Below are 24,385 nucleotides of genomic sequence, written 5' to 3'. Positions count from 1 at the left end.
ATTCAGTCCACGACGAGTCTAAGTCAGGGGCGGCAGGGTTTTCCACGCATCCTGAGTCAGGGTGGTACGCAAGCCATCCCGCAACAACTGACAAAACGTCTTGCGGGATATCTCCCGCGCGCCCAGGCTCAACAGGTGGGGATTCGCCACCTGGCAATCGATCAGGGGAATGCCCCATGCCCGGGCGGCCTGGGTCAGGGCAAACATGGCCACTTTCGAGGCATTGTCCCGGTGGGAAAACATGGACTCGCCAAAGAAGCACCCGCCAATCGCCACGCCATAGAGCCCGCCCACCAGTCTGCCCTCGTGCCAGCACTCGATCGAATGGGCATGACCCTGATCATGCAGCCCCACATAGGCCGCCTCCATTTCCGGCGTGATCCACGTGCCATCCTGACCCGGTCGCGGCGTGTCGCCACACGCGCGAATCACCGCTGGAAAGGCCCGATCCAGGGTCACCTGAAATAGGCCGCGCTTGATCACCCGCCTCAGGCTCTGGGAGCAGTGAAACTCCCCCGGAAAGAGCACCATCCGCGGATCGGGCGACCACCACAGGAGCGGTTCCCCCTCGGAGTACCACGGAAAAATCCCGGAACGATAGGCAAGCAGCAAGCGCTCCTCCCGCAGGTCGCCGCCAACGGCAAGCAAACCGTCTTCGGCATGGTGGACCGGCGGAAAGGCGATAAATTGATCGAGTCGGTAAATGGGCATGTCGGTATTATGGCAGTTGGCAGTTGACCGTTGACAGTTGACGGTTGACCCGCCGCAGGCGGAATCGTTGAGCGTCATCAGACGAATAGGTCCAACAGGACGGATTTAATCAATCGGTTCTATCCGTCGAATCGGTCCTTTTGGCGCCTCACCTTTCTTCGCTGTCAACTGTCAACTGTCCATTGTCAACTGAATTCGCCGCGTGCTAGAGTACCCGTGACCTTGCGGGCAATTGGGCCGTATCAAGGCTGGCGACGATGGGCCGCCAAAAAACTCAACGGAGGCGAATACGCGTATGTCTGATGTAGCTGCATTCTTCGACCAGGTGCCGGCGAAAGTGAACAAAGAGAAGATTCAGGGCATGAACTGCGTCTATCAGTTCAACATCACGGGCGACGGTGGCGGTGAATGGAATATCGCCATCGCCAACGGCGACGCTGTGGTGAGCGCGGGCGCCGCGGAGAAGCCCAGCATCACGATCACCATGGAGTCGGGCAATTTCCTGAACCTGCTCCAGGGCAAGCTGAACGGACAGATGGCTTTCATGACCGGCAAGTTGAAGATTCAGGGCGACATGGCCCTGGCCCTGAAGCTCCAGAGTGTCTTCAATCTCGGGTAAGGCAGGATACGCCCGGAGGGGCTTGCCGCCCGTACGCTCGATAGAAACGCCGGGTGTGGGTGGCGCCCGGCGTCAGTCGTGTCGGACTCCGGACCCGCATGTCTTGTACAGGCCGTCAAGAACGTCGCTGAGGCCAGCATGATTTTTCGTCGTCCTCGGCTGTTCACTTCGGCCCTCGCGCTGTGTCTGGCCTTGTCCCTCGCGGCCTGCGGCCAGCGCGCCCGACTCGAAGATCACGATATGGTGCTCAACACGTCCGACGGCATCACCCTCTCGGCACACATCTACCGTCCCGTACAGGCCAATCCGCCGGGTTTGATTCTCGTCCACCGCAAAGGGGGCCGCGCCGCGCTCTGGGAGCCCCTCGCGGTGCGCGCCCAGCAATCGGGCTATCTTGTCGTCACCTTCGATCTGCGGGGGCACGGCGACAGCCGCGATGCCACCGGCCAGCCACTGAATTTCAAGCAGTTTGCCCCGGCGGACTGGCGTAAGGCCCTCTTCGACCTGGATGCGGCCCTGCAGGCGCTGGTGGCCGCCGGTGCGGACCAGGAAAACCTTTTCATCGCCGGTGAGGCCCTCGGCGCAAGCCTGGCCCTCGACTATGCGTCGCAGAACCCGGCGCTGCAGGGCCTCGTCATGCTCTCGCCGGGACTCGAAATCGAGGGTATCGCCGCCGAACCCCTCATGGAGCAGCGTGCCCAGCGGCCGACGCTCCTGGTCTGGGCAGAGGGGGATGCCTACGCGGCCTCGTCCGGGACCACCTTGAAGGCCATCGCCCCGGGGCATATCGAAACCCATACCTACCCGGGCACGGCCCATGGCGTAGATATATTTGCCACATCTCCCCAGGCCACGGGACAGATCGTGGTCTGGCTGAACCAGATGCTGGCGGGCCAGGCCACCCCGGCGACCGCCGCCCCAAATTGAGTCGATTTAACGGAAAAGTTGACACCCCGCTCCGTGGGACCTACAATATTGCGAGAGCATGGCGGGAATCGCGTGCAGCACGTTCGTTTAGTCGTACCCGCCCGGGGTGTCTTGAGGAAGTCAGTTAGTGGAAGCAGTATTGTATCCCCGGAACGTTCTTATTTCCCGGCACAGGCTCTCGATCATGGGAGAACGGTTATGAAACAAGCGCTCTCGGAGTTGATCAGCGTTATTCTACAACGGCTGGAAGAGCATCCAGAAGCCGCCCCGTCCGAATCCGGGATGCGTAAGTGGCTGGCGGGGCAGGGTTACGCCAAGCGCGATATTGATGCCGCCATGCGCCTGGTCGGGGCCGAATTGTCCGCCGAGCAGGCCGAAGGCCGCCGAAACACCGGTACCGTTCGCCATCTCTCCGCCATCGAAAGCCACAAACTTTCTCGCGAGGCCCGCGACGCCCTGGCCCGTTTGGAGCTCTACGAACTGATTGATCCCTACGAGCGGGAAATGATTTTCGAGCGCGTCGTGCAGACGGAGGGTATCGTCACCCTGGACGAACTGGAGTACCTGCTGAGCTGGATTCTCATGGGAACGCGCGACGTGGAGTCGCAGCAGACGATCTTTCAGGTCTTCGAAGGCGGCACCGGCCCCCTGCACTGATTGATCCGAAATACTCAATTACAAATCCCCGTTGGCAATGGCCTGCGGGGATTTCGTTTCTTGACCACGGAAGGGCACGAAATTTCACGGAAGGAGTGAACGAGATAGTCGCGCGATTGTGGTCAAATCGCGAGGGGGACACAATCCAGGCATCAGGGCAAGCGCCATTTCGCAATGTTCAATCGACAATTCAGATCGCTGTAGATTCCGTGAAATGCCGCGCCCTTCCGTGGTCAACCCTTTCCTGGACTGTCAGGGAATTGATAGAAAAGAGCGCAAAGAAGTACTCTCCTTTGCGCTCTTGAACGGTCAAATATCTTCGCTGTTTACCGGTAGCTTTGTCCCGGCGAGTTTCAGCCCTCGCTTGCCGCCTTTTTCCTGGCGGCGGGCTTCTTCGTCGCTGCTTTCTTCTTGGCCGCGGGTTTCTTTGCGGCGGCCTTTTTCTTTGCGGCCGGTTTCTTTTTGGCCGCCGCCTTTTTCTTCGCGGGCGTCTTCTCCGCCTGCGCGGCCAGTAGCGCGATGGACTGCTCCAGCGTGAAAGTCTGCGGATCGGCCTCCTTCGGCAACGACGCGTTTGTGGTGCCGTCGGTTACGTAGGGGCCATAGCGCCCGTCGAACATCTCGATCTTCGTCTCGGTGCCCGGTACCAAGCCCACTTCCCGCAGCACCGTCTTCTGACGTCCCCGGCGCTTCGGCTGGGCCAGCATTTCCAGGGCGGCTTCCAGGGGAAGATGGAACACGTCGTCGATGTTCTTGAGACTCCGGAAATCGCCGTCATGGACGATGTAGGGGCCGAAACGACCGATCGCCGAGCGAATGGGTTTGCCCGATTCTGGGTGCAGGCCCAGCGTGCGCGGCAGGGAAAGATACTGGAGAGCAATGTCCAGCGTGACATTCTCCAGCGTGATGCCCTTGCCCAGGCTGGCGCGCTTGGGCTTCACTTTGCTGCCTTCCTCCTGTTCGCCAAGCTGAACATAGGGGCCGTACGGACCCAGAATAGCATAGATGTTCTTGCCGGTTTCCGGATCCTGGCCCAGCGGTTCATCCGCCTTGGCCCGGGCTTCCAGCAGGGCCTCCGCCTGTTCCACCGTCAATTCATCGTAGGTCACATCCGAAGGGATGGAGGCCGTATTGCCCGTACCGCCCTCGCCCTTTTGGATGAAAGGCTGAGCGCGTCCCAGGCGTACGACCAGGGGCTGACCGTCCGCCGCAATCCCCACCGGGATATTCGGGAACTCGATCTTGTCCAGCTCCGATTCAATCGTGGGGGCGAGCCCGGCGCCGAAATCGCCGTGACCGTTGTAGAAGGCGCGGAGGAAATCCACCCAGTCCATCTGGCCTTCAGCAATCGCGTCCAGCGCATTTTCCATCCGCGCCGTAAACTTAATCTCGACATATTCCGGGAAGTGGTCGCGCAAGAGGAAGGTCACCGCGATGCCCACGAAGGTGGGGACCAGCGCCTTACCCTGCTTTTCCACATACCCGCGCTGCTGGATGATGGAGATTGTTGGCGCATAGGTCGAAGGCCGGCCAATGCCTTCTTCTTCCAGTCGTCGCACGAGCGAGGCCTCGTTGTAGCGCGCAGGGGGCTTCGTCTCATGGCCCAGGGCATTAATATCGTCAATCGTGACCTTCTGGCCGGGGCCGGCTTTATCGCCCTCGGCCAGGGCGGGCAGGAGCGAATCCTGCTGGCCGCTGTCCGCCACCTTCAAAAATCCGGGGAACGTCACCACCGATCCGTTGGAACGCAACGTGGCCTTCTTTCCGTTGGCGTTGGCTTCGAAATCGATGGTTGTGCGCAGCAGTTCCGCATCGGCCATCTGGGAGGCCAGGGTGCGGTTCCAAATCAGGCGATACAGTTTCAGGTCGTCGCCGCTGATGTACTTTGCGGCCTGTTCCGGCGTGCGGCTCAAGTGCGTCGGGCGGATGGCCTCGTGGGCCTCCTGCGCCATCTTCGATTTGGTGGAGAACTGACGGCGGTGGTGATAGCGCTCGCCGTACTTGTCTTTAATCACCTTTTCCGCTTCTTCCAGCGCCCGGTTGCTCAGGGTCACCGAGTCGGTTCGCATGTAGGTAATCAGACCTTCCCGCTCGCCACCGCCCAGGTCCACGCCTTCATAGAGGCGCTGGGCCACGCGCATGGTGTCTCGCGGGGAAAATCCCAGCACCGAACTGGCCGCCTGTTGCAACGTGGACGTGATAAACGGGGGATAGGGCCGGAGCTTGGCCTCTTTCTGCTGGACCGAGGTAATCGTCCACGGCACGTGGGCCTTCAGACCCTCGCTCAGGGAACGGGCCTCTTCCTCTTTCAGCCACAGCACCTTGTCCGACTTCAGCAGACCGGTGGTCTCGTCAAAATCCTTGCCCGAGGCGATGCGCTGGCCGTTCACCTCGACCAGGGTCGCCATGAAATCGATCCCTTCGGCTTTGAGGGCCGCCTCGATGTCCCAATAGTTCGCCTTGTGGAAGGCCCGGCGCTCTTCCTCCCGTTCCACCACCAGGCGCACCGCCACGCTCTGCACGCGGCCCGCGCTCAGCTTGGTACGGACCTTTTTCCACAGTACGGGGGAGAGGGAATAACCGAAAAGACGGTCCAGAATGCGGCGCCCTTCCTGGGCCCGCACCAGCTCCTGATTCACGTCCCGGGGATTCGCAACCGCCTCGCGGATGGCTTCCTGGGTGATCTCGTGGAATACGATGCGCCTGACCGGCACTTTGGGCTTCAGAATCTCCAGCAAGTGCCAGCTTATGGCTTCCCCTTCGCGGTCTTCGTCCGTCGCGAGAACAACCTCGTCGGCCTCCTTAAGGTGCTTCTTCAGCTCCGCAATCTGCTTCTTGCTGTCCGCCTGCACCACGTAAATCGGTGCGAAGTCGTTCTCCACATCCACCGCCATCCGCGCCCAGGGCTTCTTCTTATATTCAGCCGGAATCTCGTCGGCGTTGCTCGGGAGATCACGGACGTGGCCGTAGCTGGCCAGCACCGTGTGGTCCTTGCCCAGGAACTTCCCGATGGTCTTCGCCTTCGCCGGGGACTCTACAATTACCAGTTTCAAGGGGATATCCTTATCAGGGCAGAAATTGCCCGCGCGGCCCGCCCGAATGCCGGGGGGCCGTATTCAACAGCTCATGCTTTGGCGAGACATTAACACCTTGCCCGTCCCAAGGGCAAGTAGGCTAGTCTGGGTAATTGTGCGCCAAAATGGAACTTAACTCAAAAAATCGAAGATGCGCTTCGGCTTTTGCGGTGGTGGAATCGGACTGATCAGACTGATTAGACCGATCAGATCGGTCCGATCCGTTTGATCCCTCCGATCGCCCTTCGCAGATCACAGCATCGCTTGCTTCCACAAGCCCGCCTCGCCCAAAATGCGCCCAAGGTACGATCGCCCATGTCGCAAATCCCCATACTCCAGTTCATGAACTACCTCAAGATCGAGCGGAACTATTCGCCCCACACCCTGCGGGCCTACATGCGCGATCTGGACCACTTCTGCGCCTGGATGGTGCTCGGGCCCAGGGCCTTTGACCTGCCGGACGACGAAATCCTGCCCCAGGCCTCCCTTGATGTGCTTCAGCGGGCCGACAAGCAGAACATCCGCTCTTACCTCGCCCATATCCAGACCCGGGGCAACTCCCCCCGGACCACGGCCCGGAAACTGGCCTCGCTCAGGGCCGCCTACCGCTATTTTGTCCAATCGGACTATTTAAAGGATAATCCCGCCAAGGCCGTTTCTTCGCCGAAGCTGCCCAGGGACCTGCCCGATGTACTCTCCATCCCCGAGGTAACGGCCCTGCTGGAGGCCCCGGACACCTCGAAACCGCTCGGCATCCGGGATCGCGCGTTGATGGAGACGCTCTACAGCAGCGGCGCCCGCGCCAGCGAGGCCCGGGGCGTAAAGCTGGGGGATGTAGACCTGATCCAGAGCACCATGCGGGTGTTCGGCAAGCGGAAGAAGGAGCGCATCGTCCATCTTGGCAAATTCGCCCGGGAAGCACTCAAGAACTATCTGGGGGTTCGTGCCTCCATCGGGGAACCGAAGCATGATGTCCTTTTTGTCAACGCCCGGGGCGGCCCGCTGACCACCCGAAGCATCCAGCGCGTTGTGGAGCACTACGTGCGCCTGGTACTGCCTGGCAGGCGGGAGGTCTCGCCCCACACCCTTCGCCACACCTTCGCCACCCACATGCTCGACGGCGGCGCGGACCTCCGCACGGTGCAGGAACTTCTCGGGCACGAAAATCTGTCATCCACGCAGATATATACCCACGTGAGCATCGAGCGCCTCAGGCAGGTCTATGAGCAGGCGCACCCGCATGCGTAGCAGCTTCCGGCTGTAAGCATGCGGCGATTGAAAAAGGGTGAACGACCGTTGGGCACAAGTTCACTGGGAGCAGCCATTGCCCGCAAAACAATGGTTCGACCACGGAAAGACACGGAAATTCACGGAAGAAGATTCACCGCACAGGGCCTGCGTGCGCGTTACCGGACCCAATACGCCGGTAGCCCCGGTTTCGTATCGATCAGGATCTCCCGGATGGCCCGGCACTTCGCATTGGTGAGAAAGAGCAGATCCGGGGTGGCCTCGGCCCCCGTGAGGATGTTCCACAGGCGCTGGTAGACGTAGTCTTTCATGGCGCCGGGCAGGCCGTCGAACTGGGGCGAGTAGATGAGGTAGCTCAGGGGATACGTGAACAGCCTGCTTTCCAAATCCAGCTCACGCAGCGAGCGCCCCTGACTGTCCCGGGGACCCAGCGCGGAAAATGCTTCCGCAAAGCCCGAGGTCCCTTGAATTGGGGACTTCAGCTCTTCTTCATGGGCGAAGATCATATAGTCCACCAGCGCGTCGCCCGCGCTCTTGATGATCCGCTGGCTCGATTCGCTGAGTTCATCCGGGGCCCGGTCGAATATCTTGTCCATCACCGCCTGGCGATGGAGCGCCATGCGCGTTTCGAAGTTGGCTTGCGTCATCAGGTTGTGCATGTGGGCCTGGTGCTCCAGCACCAGCATGGCCACGATATCGCTGTGCGGGGTCAGGTAATCCGCCGTGTTCACCCGTGGCGGCAGCGTCGGCTGGTTGGCCCCAGCTTCCACGTCGATAATCGCGTCATAGGGCGTTTCCGTGGCGATCTGGTTGCCCCGATGGCGGGCGTTGCCATGGGTCCCCGTGATGTACCAGCCGCCCCAGCGTTCTTCCATCGGCGTGGTGTGATCCGTGAGCGCGGAGCCCGCTTTCATGATGGGCTGACCGTCTTGCGCGGGAAAAACGGAGCGCACAATGTGCCCTGGGATATTCCGCGTCATGCTCCCGCCGTGGCACTGAAGGCATTCGTGCCGCTGGCGCACAATCTCCGGCCGCGACCCGGCGCCGGGAGCGAGGGTGTAGAACACCGTTCCCAACTTCGGGTCGGCGGCGGAGATTTCCACCACATCGCTGTGCTGCACCGAACCAATGTAGACGTCGTCATTGAAGTAAATGGCGCGGGGCGCGGCGGGGGATATGTTGTTGATCTGGAGCGAAGTCTTGGAAAAGACCAGCACCTGGGAGGACTCGGGAACCCCCAGCAGCTTTAACAGCGGCCGGAGGTAACCGTGCTCGTCCTGGGCGAGCGTGGCGCTCCCGGTTTCAATTTCGGTCCGCAGCCGCTCGATGGGATTGTCCGGTGCGGTTTCGCTGTAGCTGATCGGCGGCGCCTCAAAGGCGTCCTGAGCAAGCGCGGCCCGGGGGGCGACGCAGGCGAGGAGGATCAGGTTTCGTAAAAGTGTATTCATAATATATATTATGCCAGCGTTGCCCCGTGACAGTCCAGTCGAATCAAGGAACCCGTGCTCCCAATGGGACAAATGGCGCTCCGCTCAGGTGGAGCAGATACAACCCGCAGTTGGCCGTGCTTCGGCCGCCCTCGAAGCGCTCAAAATATCCCGTGTTCCATAGAACGGCCAGGGCGGCTTCCCAGTTCGCGTGGGTTTCCCCCTCCGCGGCGGCGATCTTCCTCAGGCCGACCAGAAGGGCGTAGGGCGTGGGATGGGCGCCCTCGCCGATGTCCACACCCGGCCCGAGCTGGGTCAATTCCCAGGCCATATTGTCCAGCATGGCGACGGCAAACGGTCGCAACTCCCCGGCCTCCTCCACATCGCCTCTGTCACGGAAGGCGCAGTAGGCTTCCGTCATGGCCCAGGTATTCATCGCCTGATACCAGAGAATGCTGTTGTGCCCGTCCCACATGCGTCCGGGGGTCCGGGCCACCGGATTGAGTTCGGCAAAGGGCTGATGGGCCATGCCGTCCACGAGACCGTCCGCGTCGCGATCCATGAGTACGCCCGGCTTGAGATTGCGTTCCAGCCGATCCACCAGGGCATCTCGAAAGGGCGCCTCGCCGGTGAGGGCATAGAGTTGCGCCAGGAGCCAGATATTCTTGGCCGTGTAGTTGTGGTTGCGCACCGCCGGCTCCTTCGCGCTCCACGCGGCCGCCAGCCGGGCCGAGGCCTCGAAAAGACCGCGGTCTTCCGGCGTGCCCGCTTGCAACCAGGCCTCCACCATCAGGGCGCCCGCCCAACCGTGGTCGTAGGCCGCGCCGCCATCATAGGCCCGGGGCGTCACCGAAAAATCCGCCACCACAAAGCGCTCGCCCGCCCAGATCCCCGACGTATAGGCAGGGCAGAACTGGGGGAGCTTGCCGCAGATTTCCTCCACGCGCTCCCGAACCACGCCGCCCCGATAACAAGGGTCGCTTCTCTCAGCAAGGCGTCCGGCATAGCCATACAGGCCGACATGGGTAACCAGCGGCTCCGGAGCGTGGGCGGGACCGTATTGTGCGCCTTCGACTTGTTTCGCGATCAGCGCGAGCAACTCTTCCGGCGCGGGATAGCCCGCGAGACGCGCATAGTATCCACCCAGCGCCGCGGCGGGCCATTCACGACCGATGGGAGGGCAATCCTCCCCGTAGGTGTTCAGCCCCGGAAGATGCACCGTGTTCCATGCCGTCGCGACGTCTTCCAGCGTGGGCGGTGTGGTGTCTGGTGCGGCCCGGGCGAATTCCACATCGGGGCACCCGACGCAGACGGCACGGGTCTCCCGGGCCGCAGCAATCGCCGCGACGCAGTCCGCGATCGAGCCCTGATACATGGCGTCCTCAATGGCCGTAGCCTGGTCGGGCGTGCCATAGGGATTACCACATCCTTTCGCCTGGCAGCCGGAGACGAGGACGGTAAGCAAGAGAAGGCAGCCAATCGATGGGGGGCGGAGAAGGGCCTGTCGTGGTCCCAGCGTACGGAAGATTTTCAGTTGGTAGCATCCTGTATTGAAGCAGTGAAATGGTTTGTTTCGATGACAACGCAATATTTTATGGGGGTGAACAGTCTCGATCACCGGATGTCTCCATCCCATCCCAACTGAGATCACCCCGGAGAGGTTCCAAGTTCGTACTTCAATTCCCCTTGGGTCTCAGGTAGACTATACCGTATTCCCGACCCGGTTCGACTAGATTCGCACGGGGTCGATGTTCTCCCAAGCGCCGGACAGCCGATTGGAATCACAATGGAGCGACTGACAGCAAAGAATTTTCTTGGTATCGGCCAAGCCGATTTGGAGGTCGCCAAGTTTACCGTAATCATCGGGCCCCAGGCTTCCGGAAAGAGCGTGCTCGCGAAGCTGATACATTTTTTTCGCCGTAGTTTTGTGTCCAGCGTTTTAGAACTGGCGCTTGGGTCTCGTGGTCAAGTTTGGGTTGACGGGTACTGGTCAGAGCAGTTCTGTTCTTACTTCTCTCCGTTGTCGTGGGGCGACGGATCCTTTGAGCTCAACTATGCTGTCGGTAACTTCAGCGCCCGAATCCGTCGGAACTCAGGAGCAAAAGATATCGAAGTGGAATTCGACGGATTGGATGGAGCGGTCGAGGAAGTCACTTCGAGGATCGATGATGGAGCGAGGGCACGACAGGTGCACTTTGCCCTGGGCGGAAAATATGACCAGGCCGACTCCCTGTTTATCCCCGCTGGTCGATCGTTCCTGTCGATCCTTCAGCAGAACGCGTTCAAAATCTTTCGCGAGAATCCAAGACTCGATCCGACCATGTGGGAATTTGGTGCCAAGTTCGAAACCTACAGGCAGTTTTACGCCCTGGACGCGTTGGAGAGTGAAAGCGACCCTCATAGCGTTCAGTTGCAGGTACTGTTCAATCTTGTTCTCAAGGGAAATTATCGACGCGACAACGAGCAGGACTGGATCGATGTCGGAGGGCGCTCCGTCATTTTGTCCGATGCTTCATCGGGACAGCAATCGGTATTGCCACTGCTCTTGGCATTGTCGTCGCGTGATACAAGATTACGCAAATTATCAGTCATCATCGAGGAACCGGAAGCACACTTGTTTCCCGATTCGCAGCGGAATATTATCCGATTGCTGTCCCTGTTACAGCGTCGCTACGAGACGAGATTTCTCGTCACGACCCACAGCCCATACATCCTGACCGCGTTGAACAACCTGATTATCGCGGGTGACGTCCTGGAAAGGCTCGGAGAAAGCAATGCGGTGGACCCGGATTTCCAGCTTCGCTACGAGGAGGTAAGGGCTTACACCATTCAGGATGGCCAATTGGTTAGTATTCTGGACGAGGAGAGCCGCCTGATTGGTGTGAACGTGATTGACGGAGTATCGGAAGTCCTGTCCGAGGAATTCGACCGGCTGCTTCGGCTTAAGTATTCGGAAGTCAGCGCGTGAACATTCCGGACGAATGCATAGAAACTCGAAATGACCGACTCATCGTGACCGAGGAGGAGAAGAGGAAGCTGGTCATCGATAATCCAGCCATGAAAACCGTGAGGCGAATTGCCGTGGATCGGTGCGTCTTTAAGGGCGATTCAACGAGTAAGCGTTGCGACTATATTCTGGAAATATCGGTGCCGCTTCAATCGGTGTTTTATCTGGAACTCAAAGGATCGAAAATCGACCACGGTATTGAGCAACTCGCGGTGACGTTGGGGCACTTCCGGGAGCGGCACGGGGACGCAACGAAGAAGTGTATACTGGTGGCGTCAAAGGTACCCAGCCTCAGCGCTGATACCCAGGCGCGCAAAGATAGATTCTATCGAACACACAGGGTTGAAATTGAAATTAAGCGGTTACAACACCGAGTAACCATCTGAGGTCACACCCCCTCCATACCTCCATGCAGCCCTATTTCCCCGCCACGCTCTCCCTCACCTGGCCCGTCGCCCCATCGATGTTCAAATTCAGATTCTCCTCCTCATCCAGATAAAACACGTATCCGTCATTCATCTCATGGATAGTCTGATCCCCGTAGGGCACTTCAATCGTGGGATCCGGGTTGTAGGGATTGAAGGCGGAGTTATCGTAGTGAGAGACCGTCCGGATCTTCGTGCCCTTGGGAAAACGCTTCGTGCCGGGGGCGTACTGATAGGCGAGCTGCCAGTCGAAGCTGTAGTTGGGGATGGTCAGCAAAGTCTCGCTGTGGCCGTCGGGATAGTCCGCGAAAAAGGTCATGTCCCGCCCTCGCGTGTGCATGTGGGTGAAGAGCGCTATCACCGTGGCGTTGTGGGGGATCGTCTCCTCCGCACTCATCCGGTAGAAGGGCTCGCCCGGGGGAATAGCGATGGTCTCCGGGCGTATGCGCTGGTGGAAGGTGCGCTTGGCGACGATCCCGTCCGCATAACGAATCCCGACCCGCATCTGGTCGGTCTCGGGCTTGCCCGTCGTGACGTAGTGGATCTGAATTGTCAGCACGGCCCCCTTCGGAATCATCATGCCGACCCCCGGCGCAAGATCCACGGGATTGCCGCCGGGTACTTTGCCGGTCAGGAAACCGTTCTGCTCGTCATAAGGCTGGCCGGGCAGGGTGTAGATTAAATTGGCGTGGTGCACCACCTCGGAATTGCCCGGAAGGATTTCCAGACCCTGCACCCAGATGTCGGCGGCGAACTGATAGGGGAGTGTCACATAGCGATAGGGGATAAAGCCCTCGGCTGGAATCTGCTCCACGTCCTTCGCCGTGAGAACGAGATCGGGCTCGCCGATGGCCCATTCGGAATCGGGAAACACAGAAGGGGCGGGGGCGAGTGCGGGATCCCCTTCGGGCTTATCTCCTCGGATCCACTGGGCGAGGAGGGTCTTCTCCGCTTCGGTGACGGTACGTTCATTGACGAAGGGCCCATGCTTCCGCGCGCCATACCACGGGGGCATGCGCTCCTCCAGGACCACCTCCAGGATCATGTCCGCCCGCGCGGACGCGTGGCGATAGTCCTGCAGGGCGAAGGGCGCGGTCTGGCCCGGGCGGTGGCAGGCCACGCAATGCTCATTCAGGATCGGGGCAATGTGCTCGCTGTAGGTGACGGGCGCGTCGGGATCGGGAACGGCACGGGCCGGGATCGCTCCGCCGTCCACGGGCCGCTCGGTTTCCGGGACCCTTTCGCCCGCGAGGACGGCATCCAGCGCCGCCGCGACGCCCGCCCCGTCGCCGCGATAGCGCAGCCGCTTGTCCCGGCCGTCGAGAATGACGAAGGAGCCCAGCTTTTCGACGCCCAGCGCTCTCGCGGCGCTACCGTCGGGATCACCCAGGAGGGTAAAGGGTAGTTCCCGCTCGATGCCATGGAGTGCGATGGTGGGGATGGTGTCGGCGGGCGACGGGTGGACAGCGGCGATCTCGACGCCTTTATCGCTCCAGGATTCGTGAAGCGACTTCAGGTGTGTATCCAGCGCCGCCCGACCGGGATCGGCTGTGGCGGTGAACGCGAATACAAAGGCCGCTCGTTCGCCAAAGTCGTCCAGCGTCCTCGGTAGAAAGCGAATGTCTTTAAACGTCATGCCGCCGACCGCATCGCCCGGCGCGAGCGCTCCGGCACTCAGGACCAAGGCCCAGCAAAGCAGGGCCACGAATACTCGTCTACGCATCACAGGTCTCCCGGCCCGGTGTCAAGCCAATGGACCGCCCCGACGGCGGACTCTTGATACTATACCGCGTACGGGTTTTGTGTCGCTATTCGAAATTCCGGGCCATTGGCGCGGCGGGCTGTGGAACGAAGGGTCTGGGAAGCGCCGTTTCCCGTTTGACATCAAAACCCTTAATTTCGTATAGTTACGCCCTTAGCTCAATCTTTGGAACTGGGACGGGCGCACTATGTCTGTTTCCGGACGGTCCCGGTTTTCTTATCCGTTGTCTAAAAATACGAATTTGAGATGTAAAAGGAGCATAGCGTGAAGCGCACTTTCCAGCCTTCGAACATTAAACGGAAGCGCACCCATGGTTTCCGTGCCCGCATGGCCACCAAGAACGGTCGCCGCGTAATCAGCAGCCGCCGCCGCAAGGGCCGGAAGAGCCTCACGGTTTAAATTGAATGTGATGATCCTGTAGTGCGGGACCAGACAGTCGAATCCAGCGATATGACACCGGACCCCTCCGCAACTCCATCGGGCGGCCCCCGCGGCGTTTCTGCGCGCTGCGGCGGAAACAGCTTTCCGCCGGCGGATAGAATCCGGAAGAAATCTGAATACGGCGCGGTTTTTTCCAATAGCCGCAAGGTCGCGGATCGCTATTTCGTCTGTTATCTGGCAACGCAGGAGCAGCAAGGGACCAAGATGGGCCTTGCGGTGTCTCGCAAGGTCGGCAAGGCCGTGACGCGCAACCGCGTGAAGCGTTACCTCCGCGAATTCTACCGTACCCACCGGCCATTCCTGTCGCCACCGTGTCACTTCGTGGTGGTGGCGCGGCCGGAGGCGGCGGGGCTGGACTACGCAACCTGTGTACAAACGATGAAGCGCTTGCTCCATCGCGGCGGCGTAATGGATGGTTAAGGTGCTGGTCGGCATAATCCGCCTCTACCAGCGCTGGCTGTCCCCCTGGCTTGGCCAGAATTGCCGATTCTATCCCTCCTGCTCCCAGTATGCCATTGACGCACTCCGGACCCATGGCGTCGTCTACGGACTCCTTCTGGGCGCCTGGCGCATCCTCCGATGCAACCCCTTCTGCAGGGGGGGGCACGATCCCGTGCCCGAGAAGCGCCATGGCCATTGAGGAGCATCCGTCACAACACCGGCCCCCGCACGCGTTGCGCCACATGCACGGCGCCCCGGGCCGAGGAGAAGCACTTTTATGATGCTGGGTGACAATCAGCGCGATAAAGACGCGCAGCGGAATAATTTTATCTTTATTATTCTGATGTCCGTGCTCGCGATTTCGACGTTTTATTTCATGCCGCCCCCGACGCAGCAGCAGGCCCCCCCGGCCGCAACGGGCACCGTGGCGCCCGGGCAACCGAGTGCGCCCGTCGCCGCGCCGACGGCCCCGGCCATTCCCGCGGAAAGCGCGCAGGCGCTCAGCGGGCTGATTTATGATCCCGCCCAGGGCCCCGCGCAAGAGTTTACCCTGTCCAACGTCGACGCCGACGGCACCTCCGGGCTTGACCTCGTCTTCACCGACGTGGGAGCCCGGCTCAAGCAGGGCACGGTCCACGTGGTCCACGGCGAAAAGCAGTCCCTCGTGCCGCTCTGGGGCGACGTTGCCGAGAACGAGGCGGTATACCCCCTGAGCCTCGTATTCCAGAATGAATATCTCGGCGATTACCTCAACAAAGTTCGTTGGACGCCGGAACCGGGCGGGGACGGACGCTCCCTGAGCTTTCAGGTGCAGTTGCCCGAGCCCTATGCCGCCACCGTCAAGAAGACCTTTACCCTCTCCGCCGAACACCCCAATGTCCTCGATGTCTCGGTGACCTACATCAACAATGGTGGCGAGGCCCGTCGACTGGGGCTCGATACCGAACCGGCCTACTCGCTCTACTGGGCGCCGAACGTAAACTCCGGCGACCAGAGCAATGCGATGTCGCACCAGGAGATCGTCTGGCGCGAAGGCGAGGCGAACATCCATTTCCCCACCAAGGATCTCGAGCGCCCGATCGACGGCACCTACTCGAAGGTCATGCAGGCGCCGAACTGGGTCGCCGTCAAGAGCGCTTTTTTCATCGTCGCCATGAAGCCCGAGTATGAAGGGGCTCGCGGCTGGAGTCTGGGGGATCCCAAGCACTTCCAGGTCGCCCTGAGCGTCCCCCGCACCGAAGTGGCGGCCGGCGCCGCGGATATCCGCAGCTTCAAGGTTTACCTCGGTCCACTTCAGGGACACAGCCTGGCCCAGGCCTGGCCCGACCTGAAAACCTCCCTCGAATTCTTCACCATGTTCGGCATCATGGACACCTTTGCCAAGGGCATGCTCTGGGTGCTGAACTGGTTCTACGGACTCAGTTCTTTCACGGCCAACTATGGCCTCGCCATCATCTTCCTCACCATTCTCGTGCGCACCGCCATGTTCCCCTTGACCCTCAAGGGCATGAAGAGCATGAAGAAGATGCAGAAGCTCGCGCCCGAGATGGAAGAGATCAAGAAGGAAGTGGGCGAGGACCAGCAGGAACTTCAGAAGCGCATGATGGAGCTCTACCGCGAGCGGGGCGTGAACCCCCTCGGCGGCTGCATGCCCATGCTCCTCCAGATGCCCATCTTCATCGCGCTGTATCGCGTCTACGCGACGGCCTTCGAATTTCGCGGCGCACCCTTCCTGGGGTGGATTACCGACCTGTCGAAGCCCGACGCGCTGTTCACGCTGCCTTTCGTGATCCCCATGCCCTTCATGGCCAACGGGATCGAGCACTTCAATCTGTTGCCCTTCCTCATGGGCGGGGCCATGGTCCTGAGCACCAAGCTCATGCCGACTTCCGGACCGGTGCAGAACCCGCAGCAGAAGATGATGATGACGCTGATGCCCATCTTCTTCAGCGCCATCTGCTACAACATGGCTTCCGGCCTCAACTTGTATATCTTAACGAGCACCTTGCTCGGTATCCTCCAGAATTATTTTGTTCATGTGAGCGACGAAGAACTGAAAGCCAAGCCGGGGGCGGTGGCCAAGAAGAAAGCCCGCCCGAAGCATTTCTACGCGGCGGCGCAGGCGAGAAAACGGGAGATGGCGCGGGAAGAGCGCCGGGGAAAGAAGAAAGGTCCGCGGGGCAAGGAGTCCGGTAAGGACTGAGGACGAATCCACTAACCATCCGGCAAGAGCGCGGCAAAACCGGAGTAACGAGGGCGGAGGCCCCGAAGGAGATAGAGAGCCATGAAAGCAGTGGAGGCCAGCGCGAAGACACGCGAAGAAGCCATTCAAAGCGCGCTGAAGCAGTTGGGTGTCGAGATGTACGAAGTCGATAAGATCGAAATTATCGACGAGGGAAGCAAGGGGATTCTTGGGTTTGGCGCGCGACCGGTAAAGGTCCGGCTCATTGTGGAAAATATGCCCGACGAGCCCCAGCGCCCCGCCGCGAGTGAGCGGCCCCGCCGCGAGGGAAATCGCCCGGAACGGGGTGAGCGTCAGGAACGTAGCGAACGTGGTCGCGGTGATCGTGGACAGCATCGCGAAAAGACCGAAGCCCGCGAGAGAGGCGAAAACCGGGATGGCCAGGGCGGTCGGGACAATCAGAATGCCCGCGGCGGCCACGGCGACAGGCCGGCCGGCGAACGCGGTAATCGCGACGGCAACCGTGCCAAAGCGCAGGAAGGCCAGCAGGCCGGTGGAGAGCGCGAAGGCCAGCAGCCCCGCGGCGAGCGTGGCGGACGCGGTCGCGGACGGGGAGAGCGCGCCGAGAAGCAGGGGGATAACCAGCAGTCCCGCGGTGATCGTGAGCGCAATCGTCCCGAACGCAAAGAAAACCGTGGCGAGCGGGCCGAACGTCCGGAGCGCAAAGAGCGTCAGGAACGGAAAGAACGCCCCGAGCGTAAGGAACGTCCGGAACGCAAAGAGCGTCCCGTAGCCGCGTTGGCCGATGGCGAAGCGCCTTCGGACGAATTTGTCGAACAGCAGGAAAGCTCCGGCATCGACACGACCGCGCCCATCACCGATGAGCAGGGTGTGGAAGCGGCGTCGCTCCTCGAAGCCATCATTACCCACATGGGCATCGCCGGCACGGCGGCCTTCGTTCGCTCCGAAGACGGAAGCGCCCGCATCAACGTGTCCTCCGAAGACAGCGCCATCCTGATTGGTCGCAAGGGCCGCAACTTGAGCGCCATGCAGTACCTGATCAACCGCATGATCTCTCGGGGCGACACCAATGAAAACACCGAGCGCATCGTTGTCGACGTGGAAGGCTATGTCGACCGCCGTCGCGAGTCCCTGGAAGAACTGGCCCGCACCATGGCCAACCGGGCGAAAGAGACCCAGCGCAACATGCGCCTGAAGCCGCTCAGCCCCCAGGAGCGGCGCATCATCCACCTGACCCTCCAGGGCGATGAGGAAATCCGTACCTTCAGTCTGGGCGAGTCCCTCTTCCGCAGCGTGGTCATCAGTCCGAAGAATGCGACGCGCCCCGAGCGCGCGCCCCGTTCCAGTCGGGGCAACCGGGGCGGACGCCGTCGCGGTGGCCGTGGCCGTTCCGGAGGCGGCGAGTACGCCGGTCGGAGCGAGGGTGGCGATATCGATGTAGGCGCCCTGAGTGACTGACACCGGTGATACGATTGTTGCCATCTCCACCCCCCCGGGCGAAGGGGGGGTGGGGATTGTTCGTTTAAGCGGTCCCGACGCCATCGCGATCGCTTCGGCCATCTTCCGATCGTCCCGGGGCCGCAGTCTGGACGATGCCGCGCGCGCCGTCTTTCACGGGCACATCCTCGGGGCCGACGACGCGACTGTTGATGAAGTGCTCTGCCACGTCATGCGCGCCCCCCACACCTACACCCGCGAAGACGTGGTGGAGATCAATGGTCACGGCGGCCCCGCGCCCCTCAACGCCATCATGGAAGCCGCGCTGAATCAAGGCGCACGGCTGGCCCGGCCCGGCGAGTTTACCCTGCGCGCCTTTCTGAACGGGCGCATCGATTTGGTTCAGGCTGAAGCCGTCATCGACCAGATTCAGGCCCGAACCCGCGCCAACCTGCAGGCGGCAAACGCGGCCTCCAGCGGGGTCCTGTCCCGCACCCTCTTTCAAATGCGCGAAGTGCTGCTGGAGTTGCTCGCCCGAGTTGAAGCGGTGGTAGACTTTCCGGAAGACGATATCCCGGATCTTATCGACGAGGCCCTCATGGCCCAGGCGGCCGAGGCCCATCGCCAGATGCTCGATCTATTGCGAAAGAGCGAGGCGGGCCGCGTTTACCGCGACGGCGCCATCCTGGCCATCGCGGGCATCCCCAATGTCGGCAAATCGAGCCTCTTCAACGCCCTCTTGCGCGACGCCCGGGCCATCGTGTCCGCCCAGGCAGGAACTACCCGCGACCGCCTCGAAGAATACATCACCCTTGCCGGCGTGCCGGTCAAGCTCATCGACACCGCCGGCGTGCGGCACACCGACGACGAGATTGAGCGTCAGGGGGTTCAGATTGCCCGGGACGTGCAGAAGTCCGCTCAGGTGGCGTTGCTCGTGCTGGATGCCTCGCGAGAGAGCAAGGAAGAAGATAGCGATCTGTTCCAAGAACTGATCGCCCTGGAGATCCCCGTCGTCCTCGCACTGAACAAGTGTGACCTCGTCGACGAGCCGCGAATTCCCGAGTGGGCGCGTGAAGCCACCGCCGCTCAGTTTGTGTCGGCGCTCACGGGCGCGGGGCTCAGTACCCTGGAAGAAACGCTCGGCCGGATTCTCCTGGGGGGCGCCAACATCGCGGCGGACGAAGCGCTGGTAAATCGTCTCCACCAGCAGGACAGTCTGCGCCGTGCCGCGGCGTGCGTGGAGCGATTTCTCGGAGGACAGGGGATGTCGCCGGAGTTTCTGGCGCTGGAACTTCAGGAGGCGCTTCAAGCCCTCGGCGAGATCACGGGAGAGACCACGCCGGACGATGTGCTGGCCGCGATCTTCGGATCGTTTTGCATCGGGAAGTAGCGACTCGTCTCGGTAAGAGACAAAAAAAGAGGTCTGACACGACGAACCGTACCAGACCTCCGCGGAAGGAGAAACGCCACTTGTGGCGCTGACCAACCCAATTCTACCACAGCCTCCGGAAATCGGCAAGTGATCTTTGTGTTTGGATGGAATCGTCGCGTCGCGTCGCCCGCCAAATTCCGCCAATAATTTGCGTTTTTTGGAGATAAACACGCGCCAAAAGATCACAAATAAACACAAACCGACATTTAAACTACAGGCGAATAACCGACGCATTCAGTCGTTCCGCCACCGTAACAACGTCTTCCCGACAGGTGAAAAGCAGGATCTGATTCTGGCCAACCAGACCATGGATCAGCGTCATCGCCGATTCCAGACGTTCGTCGTCGTAGTTCGCAAAGGGGTCATCCAACAGCATGGGGATGCCCTCGCCGTTCTCGCTCACACACTGAACGAAGGCGAGGCGCAGCGCGAGATAGATTTGATCCACGGTGCCCTTGCTCAGGGATTTTTCCGGCGCGTCGTTCACCTGATCCGTGGCCGGCACCCGCACACCCACGCTCAAGTCGCGGGCGAGGAAGAGTTCGCTGTAGTTGCCACAGGTGATCGCCGCAAGATAGTCGCTGGCGATGCGCGCCAGCTTGGGCGCGATCTCCGCATGCTTGTCTTCGGCGACGGACTCCATGAGGGCCATGGCGTAGCTTGCGGCTTCGATCTCGGCTTCCATCGCGAGAATGCCGGACTCCGTCAGGGCGATCTCCTCTTCGAGCTCGCCGAGGGCGCGGGTGCGTACGCTCTGTTCGGTGAGTTCAACGTGGAGCGCGTGCTCCTCCTGGATTTTGCGTTCGATACCTTCATTGAGGCGCGCGATCCGTTCGCGCAACACCTCGGGGGGTGTTTCGGGGGAAGGGCCGCCGCCACCGAAGCGCGCCACCCGCTCCTGCAGGGAAAGGAGGGTGTGTCGGTCGAGCTTGTCCGCCAGCCGGTCCTCCAGATGTTCCCGCTCCTGCTCCAGCGATTCGAATTCGCGGGCATCGGCCGCCCGGAGATTCCACGTCTCGAAAGTGTCTATGTTCGCGCGGCCGAGCAGCGCGGCCAGGCTCTGCGCCGCGGCGTCCCGCTCAGCTCGTTCTTCGTCCATCTGCCGTTCCAGATTGCGAAGGTTCTCGCTCAGCATGTCATGCCGGCCCTGCAGCTCCCGGCTGTCCGCGATGTTTTCCCGGAAGGCGTTGATGAGGTCTTTGACCTCGGCGTATTCGTCAAGGCCCGGCAGCCCATAGTCGCGGACGAACTCCCGGGCTTCCAGCTCCAGAAGGGCCAGGTCGTCGCTCGTCTGGGCGGCGAGCAGTTCAAGGCGCTTCAATTCGGCCTCGTGTCGCTCCAGCACGGAGCGGTTCGACGTCGCGCGCCGTTTGGCCTCGCGATAGGCCTGGTAACGGGCGATGGCCCGTCCGGCGGCTTCCTGCACGTCGTTCTCGCTTTCAATCGTCTCGCCGGCCTTGGCAAACGTGTCCTGGAAACGGCTGAGCAACTGGGGTACCCGCTCCTCGGCCTCGGCGGCCTTCTCTTCCTGCCCCGCGAGTGCCGTGCTCCGGATCCGTAGTTCCATCTGCGTGGATTTGTACTGGTCGTAGAGGGCCTCCAGTTCGCGCACGCTCTGCAGCCCCGATTCGCGCAGCATGTCGTCGATGCGATCCAGGCTCTTGTCCCGCTCCACGGCGGCGATATTGGCCAGTTCCTGTTCGGCGATGCCGATATTGCGGGCGAGGCGCTTGAGGTGGCCCTGCTGGGAGAGGTGCATGGTGAGGAAAATGAGGCCGACGGCGAGGGTGACCAGGGCTCCGATACCCGTTTCCCGGTTGTCCGACAGGAAATAATAGCCGCCTATGGCGCAGGCGATCAGCAGGCTGACGATGCCCAACGGCAGAAATGCGCGGAGTTCGCCCTTCACTTCTTCGTAGGTGCCTTGAAGCGAGTGAAGATCGCTGGCGTGCTGGCTTCGCTGACTTTCGTGGAGGCGCACCTGCACCTGGTATTCCCGGGCCAACTCCGAGAAATCGGCGCAAGGCTCAAAGAGGGGGTCGTAGGGCGCGTTGAGCGCCCGCAACGAGGCCACCTCCTTGCGCAGGGAAGCCCGCAGCGCGCACTCTTCATCGCGGGCGCGGAGCGCGGCCGCGAAAGAGCTGGCCAGTTGGGTGAGCCACTCCACCGGGTCCGCCGAGAGGCGGCTGAAGTCGGGCATCTCGGTCAATTGCTGCTGGACCTCGTCCATGCGGTCTTTTGCGGCGTTGACCAGGGTACGGGCTTCGTCGATGCGCTGCGTCAATTGATGAAGGGTGGCCTGGGTCTGATTGATCTGCTGCTCGAGTGCGGGCGGGAATTCGTTGGACTGAAGGGGGCGTCCACTGCCGGCTTCCAGTTCGACGGCCAGTTTCTGCTTCAGGGCCTCGTGCTGCGCCTGCGACTTTTCCAACTGGCGTTGCGCGGCGGCGACACCCGCCTGGGCGGCCTGAACCTGGCTATCCAAATCGAGGGGGAACCCCCGCAGCGCGCCGAGCGCCTCACACTTGACGGAGATCGCGGTAATCTGTTCCTGAAGCCGCTCGACATCGCGCAAGCGCTCGAGATCACCCTGGTGCTCGTGGGCCGCGAGAGCGGCTTCCGCATCCGCCTTGTCCCGCTGGAGGGCCGCGCCCTCATCCAGAACCTTCTTTCGGGCGATGGCCAGGGCGCGCAGGGTTTCCTGCTGTTCGCGGGCGACTTGATACTCCTTTTCCAGCGCCGCGAGTTGCTGGCGCGCGGCGGGCAGGGGCTTGTTCCGGGCGTCGGGGCGCCCGATCGCCGAAATGCGCCGGGCCAGGGCGTCCAGCGCGCCCTCCACCGTGCCCGCGCCGCCGCCGGAGTCCGCCAGCGCCAGGATAGTTTCCCGGATCTGGTCCAGGGCTTCGCTGTCGCCGAGGTCGGTGAGGCTGGTATGGGTAATGGTGGCCGTGCTGAGGAAAACATCCTTGCCCAGGCCCAGATGGCGGCGGGCAAAGTCGAGTTCGCGATTGCGAAACCGGGTAAAGGAATCCGTCACGTCCTTATTCTTCAACCGGTCGAAGACCTGGATCGACTCGCGGTCCTTGTCGAAGTTGCGCACGACTTCATAGACCTCGCCGCCGTCCAATTCATAGGTCAGTGAGCCGCCATAGGACCCGTCTCCGTTCCAGGGCGCGCGGAGGGCGTTCGCGTCGTCGTAGATCCGCTGGGCCTCGTTTCGCTTTTGCCCGTAGAGCATATCGGCCAGAAAGGCGCGGATGGTGGACTTCCCCTTTTCGTTGGGGCCGATGATGATCTGGAGTCCGGGCACGAATTCGATGACTTCGTCGCTGAAACGGCCGTAGCCCGCCATATGGATCGATCGAATTCTCAACGATAATCTCCCGTCAGGCCTTTGATGGGCAGCGGTGTGGCGCGATAAGCGCATACACCAAGATCCCGGCTGCGCTGGCGCTGTAGCCGCAGCGCATGGCTCGGCGCGTCGCCGATTTCTTCGCTGATACGCTGCACAAAGGCCCCAAGGCTCGTGCGCTCCTTCGCAATCGCCGCGTAGTCATCGCCGACCTGGCAGGCTTCGCGCCACTGCAGATAATGGACCTCCTCAGCAAGAATATCCCGGATCCCTTCCAGTTCGTCATAGATCTGCCGGAGCAGGGCGCCTTCCAGCGTCACGCGAATCAGGGGACAGTCCCGCAAGGGCAGGAGCAGAGCGCGAATCCCGTCCAGCAATTCCTGGCCGCTCGTGAAGGCGCTGCAGTCCAGCGTCAGCGCCTGGAATCGCCCCGATGAAAGGTTATAGGGGGTGACGGTGGCGTTCGAGCCCGCTTCAATGTCAATCTCCAGGCAGGCGTGGCTGCCGGACTCTCCCGGGTGGCAACTTTCCGGTGCGCCGGGATACCAGATCGCCGTTCCTGTGGGGTTCGTGATCTCGGTTCGCCCATGGAGTCCGCCCAGACCCAGATAGGCCAGGCCGTCGGGCAGCGCGGGCATCGTTTCAAAAGCCGCCGTGCCTTCCCGTCCGCCGTGGAGCACGTTTTGCTCCAGGCCATAACCGATGGCGACGTGGGTGCGGCCGTCCCGGGGAATTTCCAGATCGCCCGGCAGGCGGTCCATCGGGGCGCCGTCCGTCAGCCCGAAGCCGTGCACGGTGAAATCCCGATCCGGCAGCGCGACACTGCGCCAGACGGGTTCCGAGAACACATGGACGTTGGCCGTCCAAGCCTCGGTCAGATAGGGAGAACCCGCAACGGCGGGGTCGTGTCGTCCGGCGCAGAGAAAGACCGGGGTGGGCGCCAGAGCGCCGAAGGCGTCGCGCAGCGTGTTGATGGTATTGCGGGTGACGCGCTCGTGTTCAAAGAGATCTCCCGTAATGAAGATGGCGTCGGCTCGGACGTCCCGGGCGCGATTCAGTATTTTCTGGAGCACCGCGTGGAGATGTGCCCGGTATTCATTGCCGAGCGTGGGCGGCAATTCCATGGCGGCACAGGACTGGTCGAGATGGATATCGGCGGTATGGATGAACTTCATTGGCGTGGCGTGGTACCCGATCGGTTGGCAAAGTCCCGTGGATTTTC

19 protein-coding genes are annotated in these 24,385 nt (G+C 61.5%); 12 read left to right on the top strand and 7 right to left on the bottom strand.

All coding sequences use genetic code 11. The annotated features are described in order from the left end of the window. Window positions 1-18 precede the first annotated feature (18 nt). Complete coding sequence (locus JNK74_18040; GenBank protein MBL7648088.1) at window positions 19-711, bottom strand: leucyl/phenylalanyl-tRNA--protein transferase; 693 nt, start codon at window positions 709-711, stop codon at window positions 19-21. 295 nt (window positions 712-1,006) lie between these two features. Here JNK74_18040 and JNK74_18035 point away from each other — a divergent pair, with 295 nt between their 5' ends. From JNK74_18035 to JNK74_18025, 3 genes are all read left to right on the top strand, one after another. Beyond that, complete coding sequence (locus tag JNK74_18035; protein ID MBL7648087.1) at window positions 1,007-1,330, top strand: SCP2 sterol-binding domain-containing protein; 324 nt, start codon at window positions 1,007-1,009, stop codon at window positions 1,328-1,330. Window positions 1,331-1,468: 138 nt separating this feature from the next. Beyond that, window positions 1,469-2,257 (top strand): alpha/beta fold hydrolase, encoded by a 789-nt coding sequence (locus tag JNK74_18030; protein ID MBL7648086.1) that lies wholly within the window; start codon window positions 1,469-1,471, stop codon window positions 2,255-2,257. 198 nt (window positions 2,258-2,455) lie between these two features. Continuing rightward, window positions 2,456-2,914, top strand: coding sequence for a DUF494 family protein (locus JNK74_18025; GenBank protein ID MBL7648085.1), 459 nt, complete (start codon window positions 2,456-2,458; stop codon window positions 2,912-2,914). A 353-nt stretch (window positions 2,915-3,267) separates the two neighbouring features. On the opposite strand, the gene topA is transcribed toward JNK74_18025, so the two are convergent. Next, window positions 3,268-5,967, bottom strand: a complete 2,700-nt coding sequence (gene topA, locus JNK74_18020; GenBank protein ID MBL7648084.1) for a type I DNA topoisomerase — start codon at window positions 5,965-5,967, stop codon at window positions 3,268-3,270. Window positions 5,968-6,303: 336 nt separating this feature from the next. Between topA and JNK74_18015 the strand changes: the two genes are divergently transcribed. Continuing rightward, window positions 6,304-7,236, top strand: a complete 933-nt coding sequence (locus JNK74_18015) for a tyrosine recombinase XerC (GenBank protein MBL7648083.1) — start codon at window positions 6,304-6,306, stop codon at window positions 7,234-7,236. Between the two features lie 158 nt (window positions 7,237-7,394). Here the strand turns inward: JNK74_18015 and JNK74_18010 are convergent, their stop codons facing one another. Further along, window positions 7,395-8,684: a hypothetical protein gene (locus JNK74_18010; GenBank protein MBL7648082.1), complete on the bottom strand. Its 1,290-nt coding sequence runs from the start codon at window positions 8,682-8,684 to the stop codon at window positions 7,395-7,397. A 43-nt stretch (window positions 8,685-8,727) separates the two neighbouring features. Beyond that, a complete protein-coding gene (locus JNK74_18005; GenBank protein ID MBL7648081.1) occupies window positions 8,728-10,128 on the bottom strand; it encodes a hypothetical protein in 1,401 nt (466 codons plus the stop codon). Window positions 10,129-10,449: 321 nt separating this feature from the next. On the opposite strand from JNK74_18005, the gene JNK74_18000 reads away from it, so the two are divergent. Further along, entirely contained in the window at window positions 10,450-11,631 is a 1,182-nt protein-coding gene (locus tag JNK74_18000) for an ATP-binding protein (GenBank protein MBL7648080.1), read from the top strand. Beyond that, window positions 11,628-12,056 (top strand): hypothetical protein, encoded by a 429-nt coding sequence (locus JNK74_17995; protein ID MBL7648079.1) that lies wholly within the window; start codon window positions 11,628-11,630, stop codon window positions 12,054-12,056. The genes JNK74_18000 and JNK74_17995 overlap by 4 nt, the downstream gene beginning before the upstream one ends. A 31-nt stretch (window positions 12,057-12,087) precedes the next feature. Here JNK74_17995 and JNK74_17990 read toward each other — a convergent pair whose 3' ends face one another. Then, complete coding sequence (locus JNK74_17990) at window positions 12,088-13,818, bottom strand: alkyl hydroperoxide reductase (GenBank protein MBL7648078.1); 1,731 nt, start codon at window positions 13,816-13,818, stop codon at window positions 12,088-12,090. A gap of 303 nt (window positions 13,819-14,121) precedes the next feature. On the opposite strand from JNK74_17990, the gene rpmH reads away from it, so the two are divergent. The 6 genes from rpmH to mnmE all read left to right on the top strand — a co-directional run bounded on the left by rpmH (window position 14,122) and on the right by mnmE (window position 19,769). Next, window positions 14,122-14,256 carry a 50S ribosomal protein L34 gene (gene rpmH, locus JNK74_17985; protein MBL7648077.1) on the top strand — a complete coding sequence of 45 codons (135 nt, stop codon included), beginning with the start codon at window positions 14,122-14,124 and terminating at the stop codon, window positions 14,254-14,256. Between the two features lie 51 nt (window positions 14,257-14,307). Beyond that, window positions 14,308-14,718, top strand: coding sequence for a ribonuclease P protein component (rnpA, locus tag JNK74_17980; GenBank protein MBL7648076.1), 411 nt, complete (start codon window positions 14,308-14,310; stop codon window positions 14,716-14,718). Further along, entirely contained in the window at window positions 14,711-14,938 is a 228-nt protein-coding gene (yidD, locus tag JNK74_17975; GenBank protein ID MBL7648075.1) for a membrane protein insertion efficiency factor YidD, read from the top strand. The genes rnpA and yidD overlap by 8 nt, the downstream gene beginning before the upstream one ends. 78 nt (window positions 14,939-15,016) lie before the next feature. After that, the gene (gene yidC / locus JNK74_17970; protein MBL7648074.1) at window positions 15,017-16,942 is read left to right on the top strand and encodes a membrane protein insertase YidC; all 1,926 of its coding nucleotides are present in this window, start codon (window positions 15,017-15,019) and stop codon (window positions 16,940-16,942) included. 81 nt (window positions 16,943-17,023) lie between these two features. Next, window positions 17,024-18,400 carry a Jag N-terminal domain-containing protein gene (locus tag JNK74_17965; GenBank protein ID MBL7648073.1) on the top strand — a complete coding sequence of 459 codons (1,377 nt, stop codon included), beginning with the start codon at window positions 17,024-17,026 and terminating at the stop codon, window positions 18,398-18,400. Continuing rightward, window positions 18,393-19,769 (top strand): tRNA uridine-5-carboxymethylaminomethyl(34) synthesis GTPase MnmE, encoded by a 1,377-nt coding sequence (gene mnmE, locus JNK74_17960; GenBank protein ID MBL7648072.1) that lies wholly within the window; start codon window positions 18,393-18,395, stop codon window positions 19,767-19,769. Before JNK74_17965 ends, mnmE begins: the two co-directional genes overlap by 8 nt. A gap of 253 nt (window positions 19,770-20,022) precedes the next feature. On the opposite strand, the gene JNK74_17955 is transcribed toward mnmE, so the two are convergent. Next, the gene (locus tag JNK74_17955) at window positions 20,023-23,184 is read right to left on the bottom strand and encodes an AAA family ATPase (protein MBL7648071.1); all 3,162 of its coding nucleotides are present in this window, start codon (window positions 23,182-23,184) and stop codon (window positions 20,023-20,025) included. Then, entirely contained in the window at window positions 23,181-24,338 is a 1,158-nt protein-coding gene (locus JNK74_17950) for a metallophosphoesterase (GenBank protein MBL7648070.1), read from the bottom strand. Before JNK74_17950 ends, JNK74_17955 begins: the two co-directional genes overlap by 4 nt. Window positions 24,339-24,385 lie beyond the last annotated feature (47 nt).

The organism is Candidatus Hydrogenedentota bacterium, from assembly GCA_016791475.1.
In the GTDB taxonomy this organism is placed as follows: Bacteria; Hydrogenedentota; Hydrogenedentia; order Hydrogenedentales; family JAEUWI01; genus JAEUWI01.
This window is presented reverse-complemented; position numbering and strand designations above follow the sequence as displayed.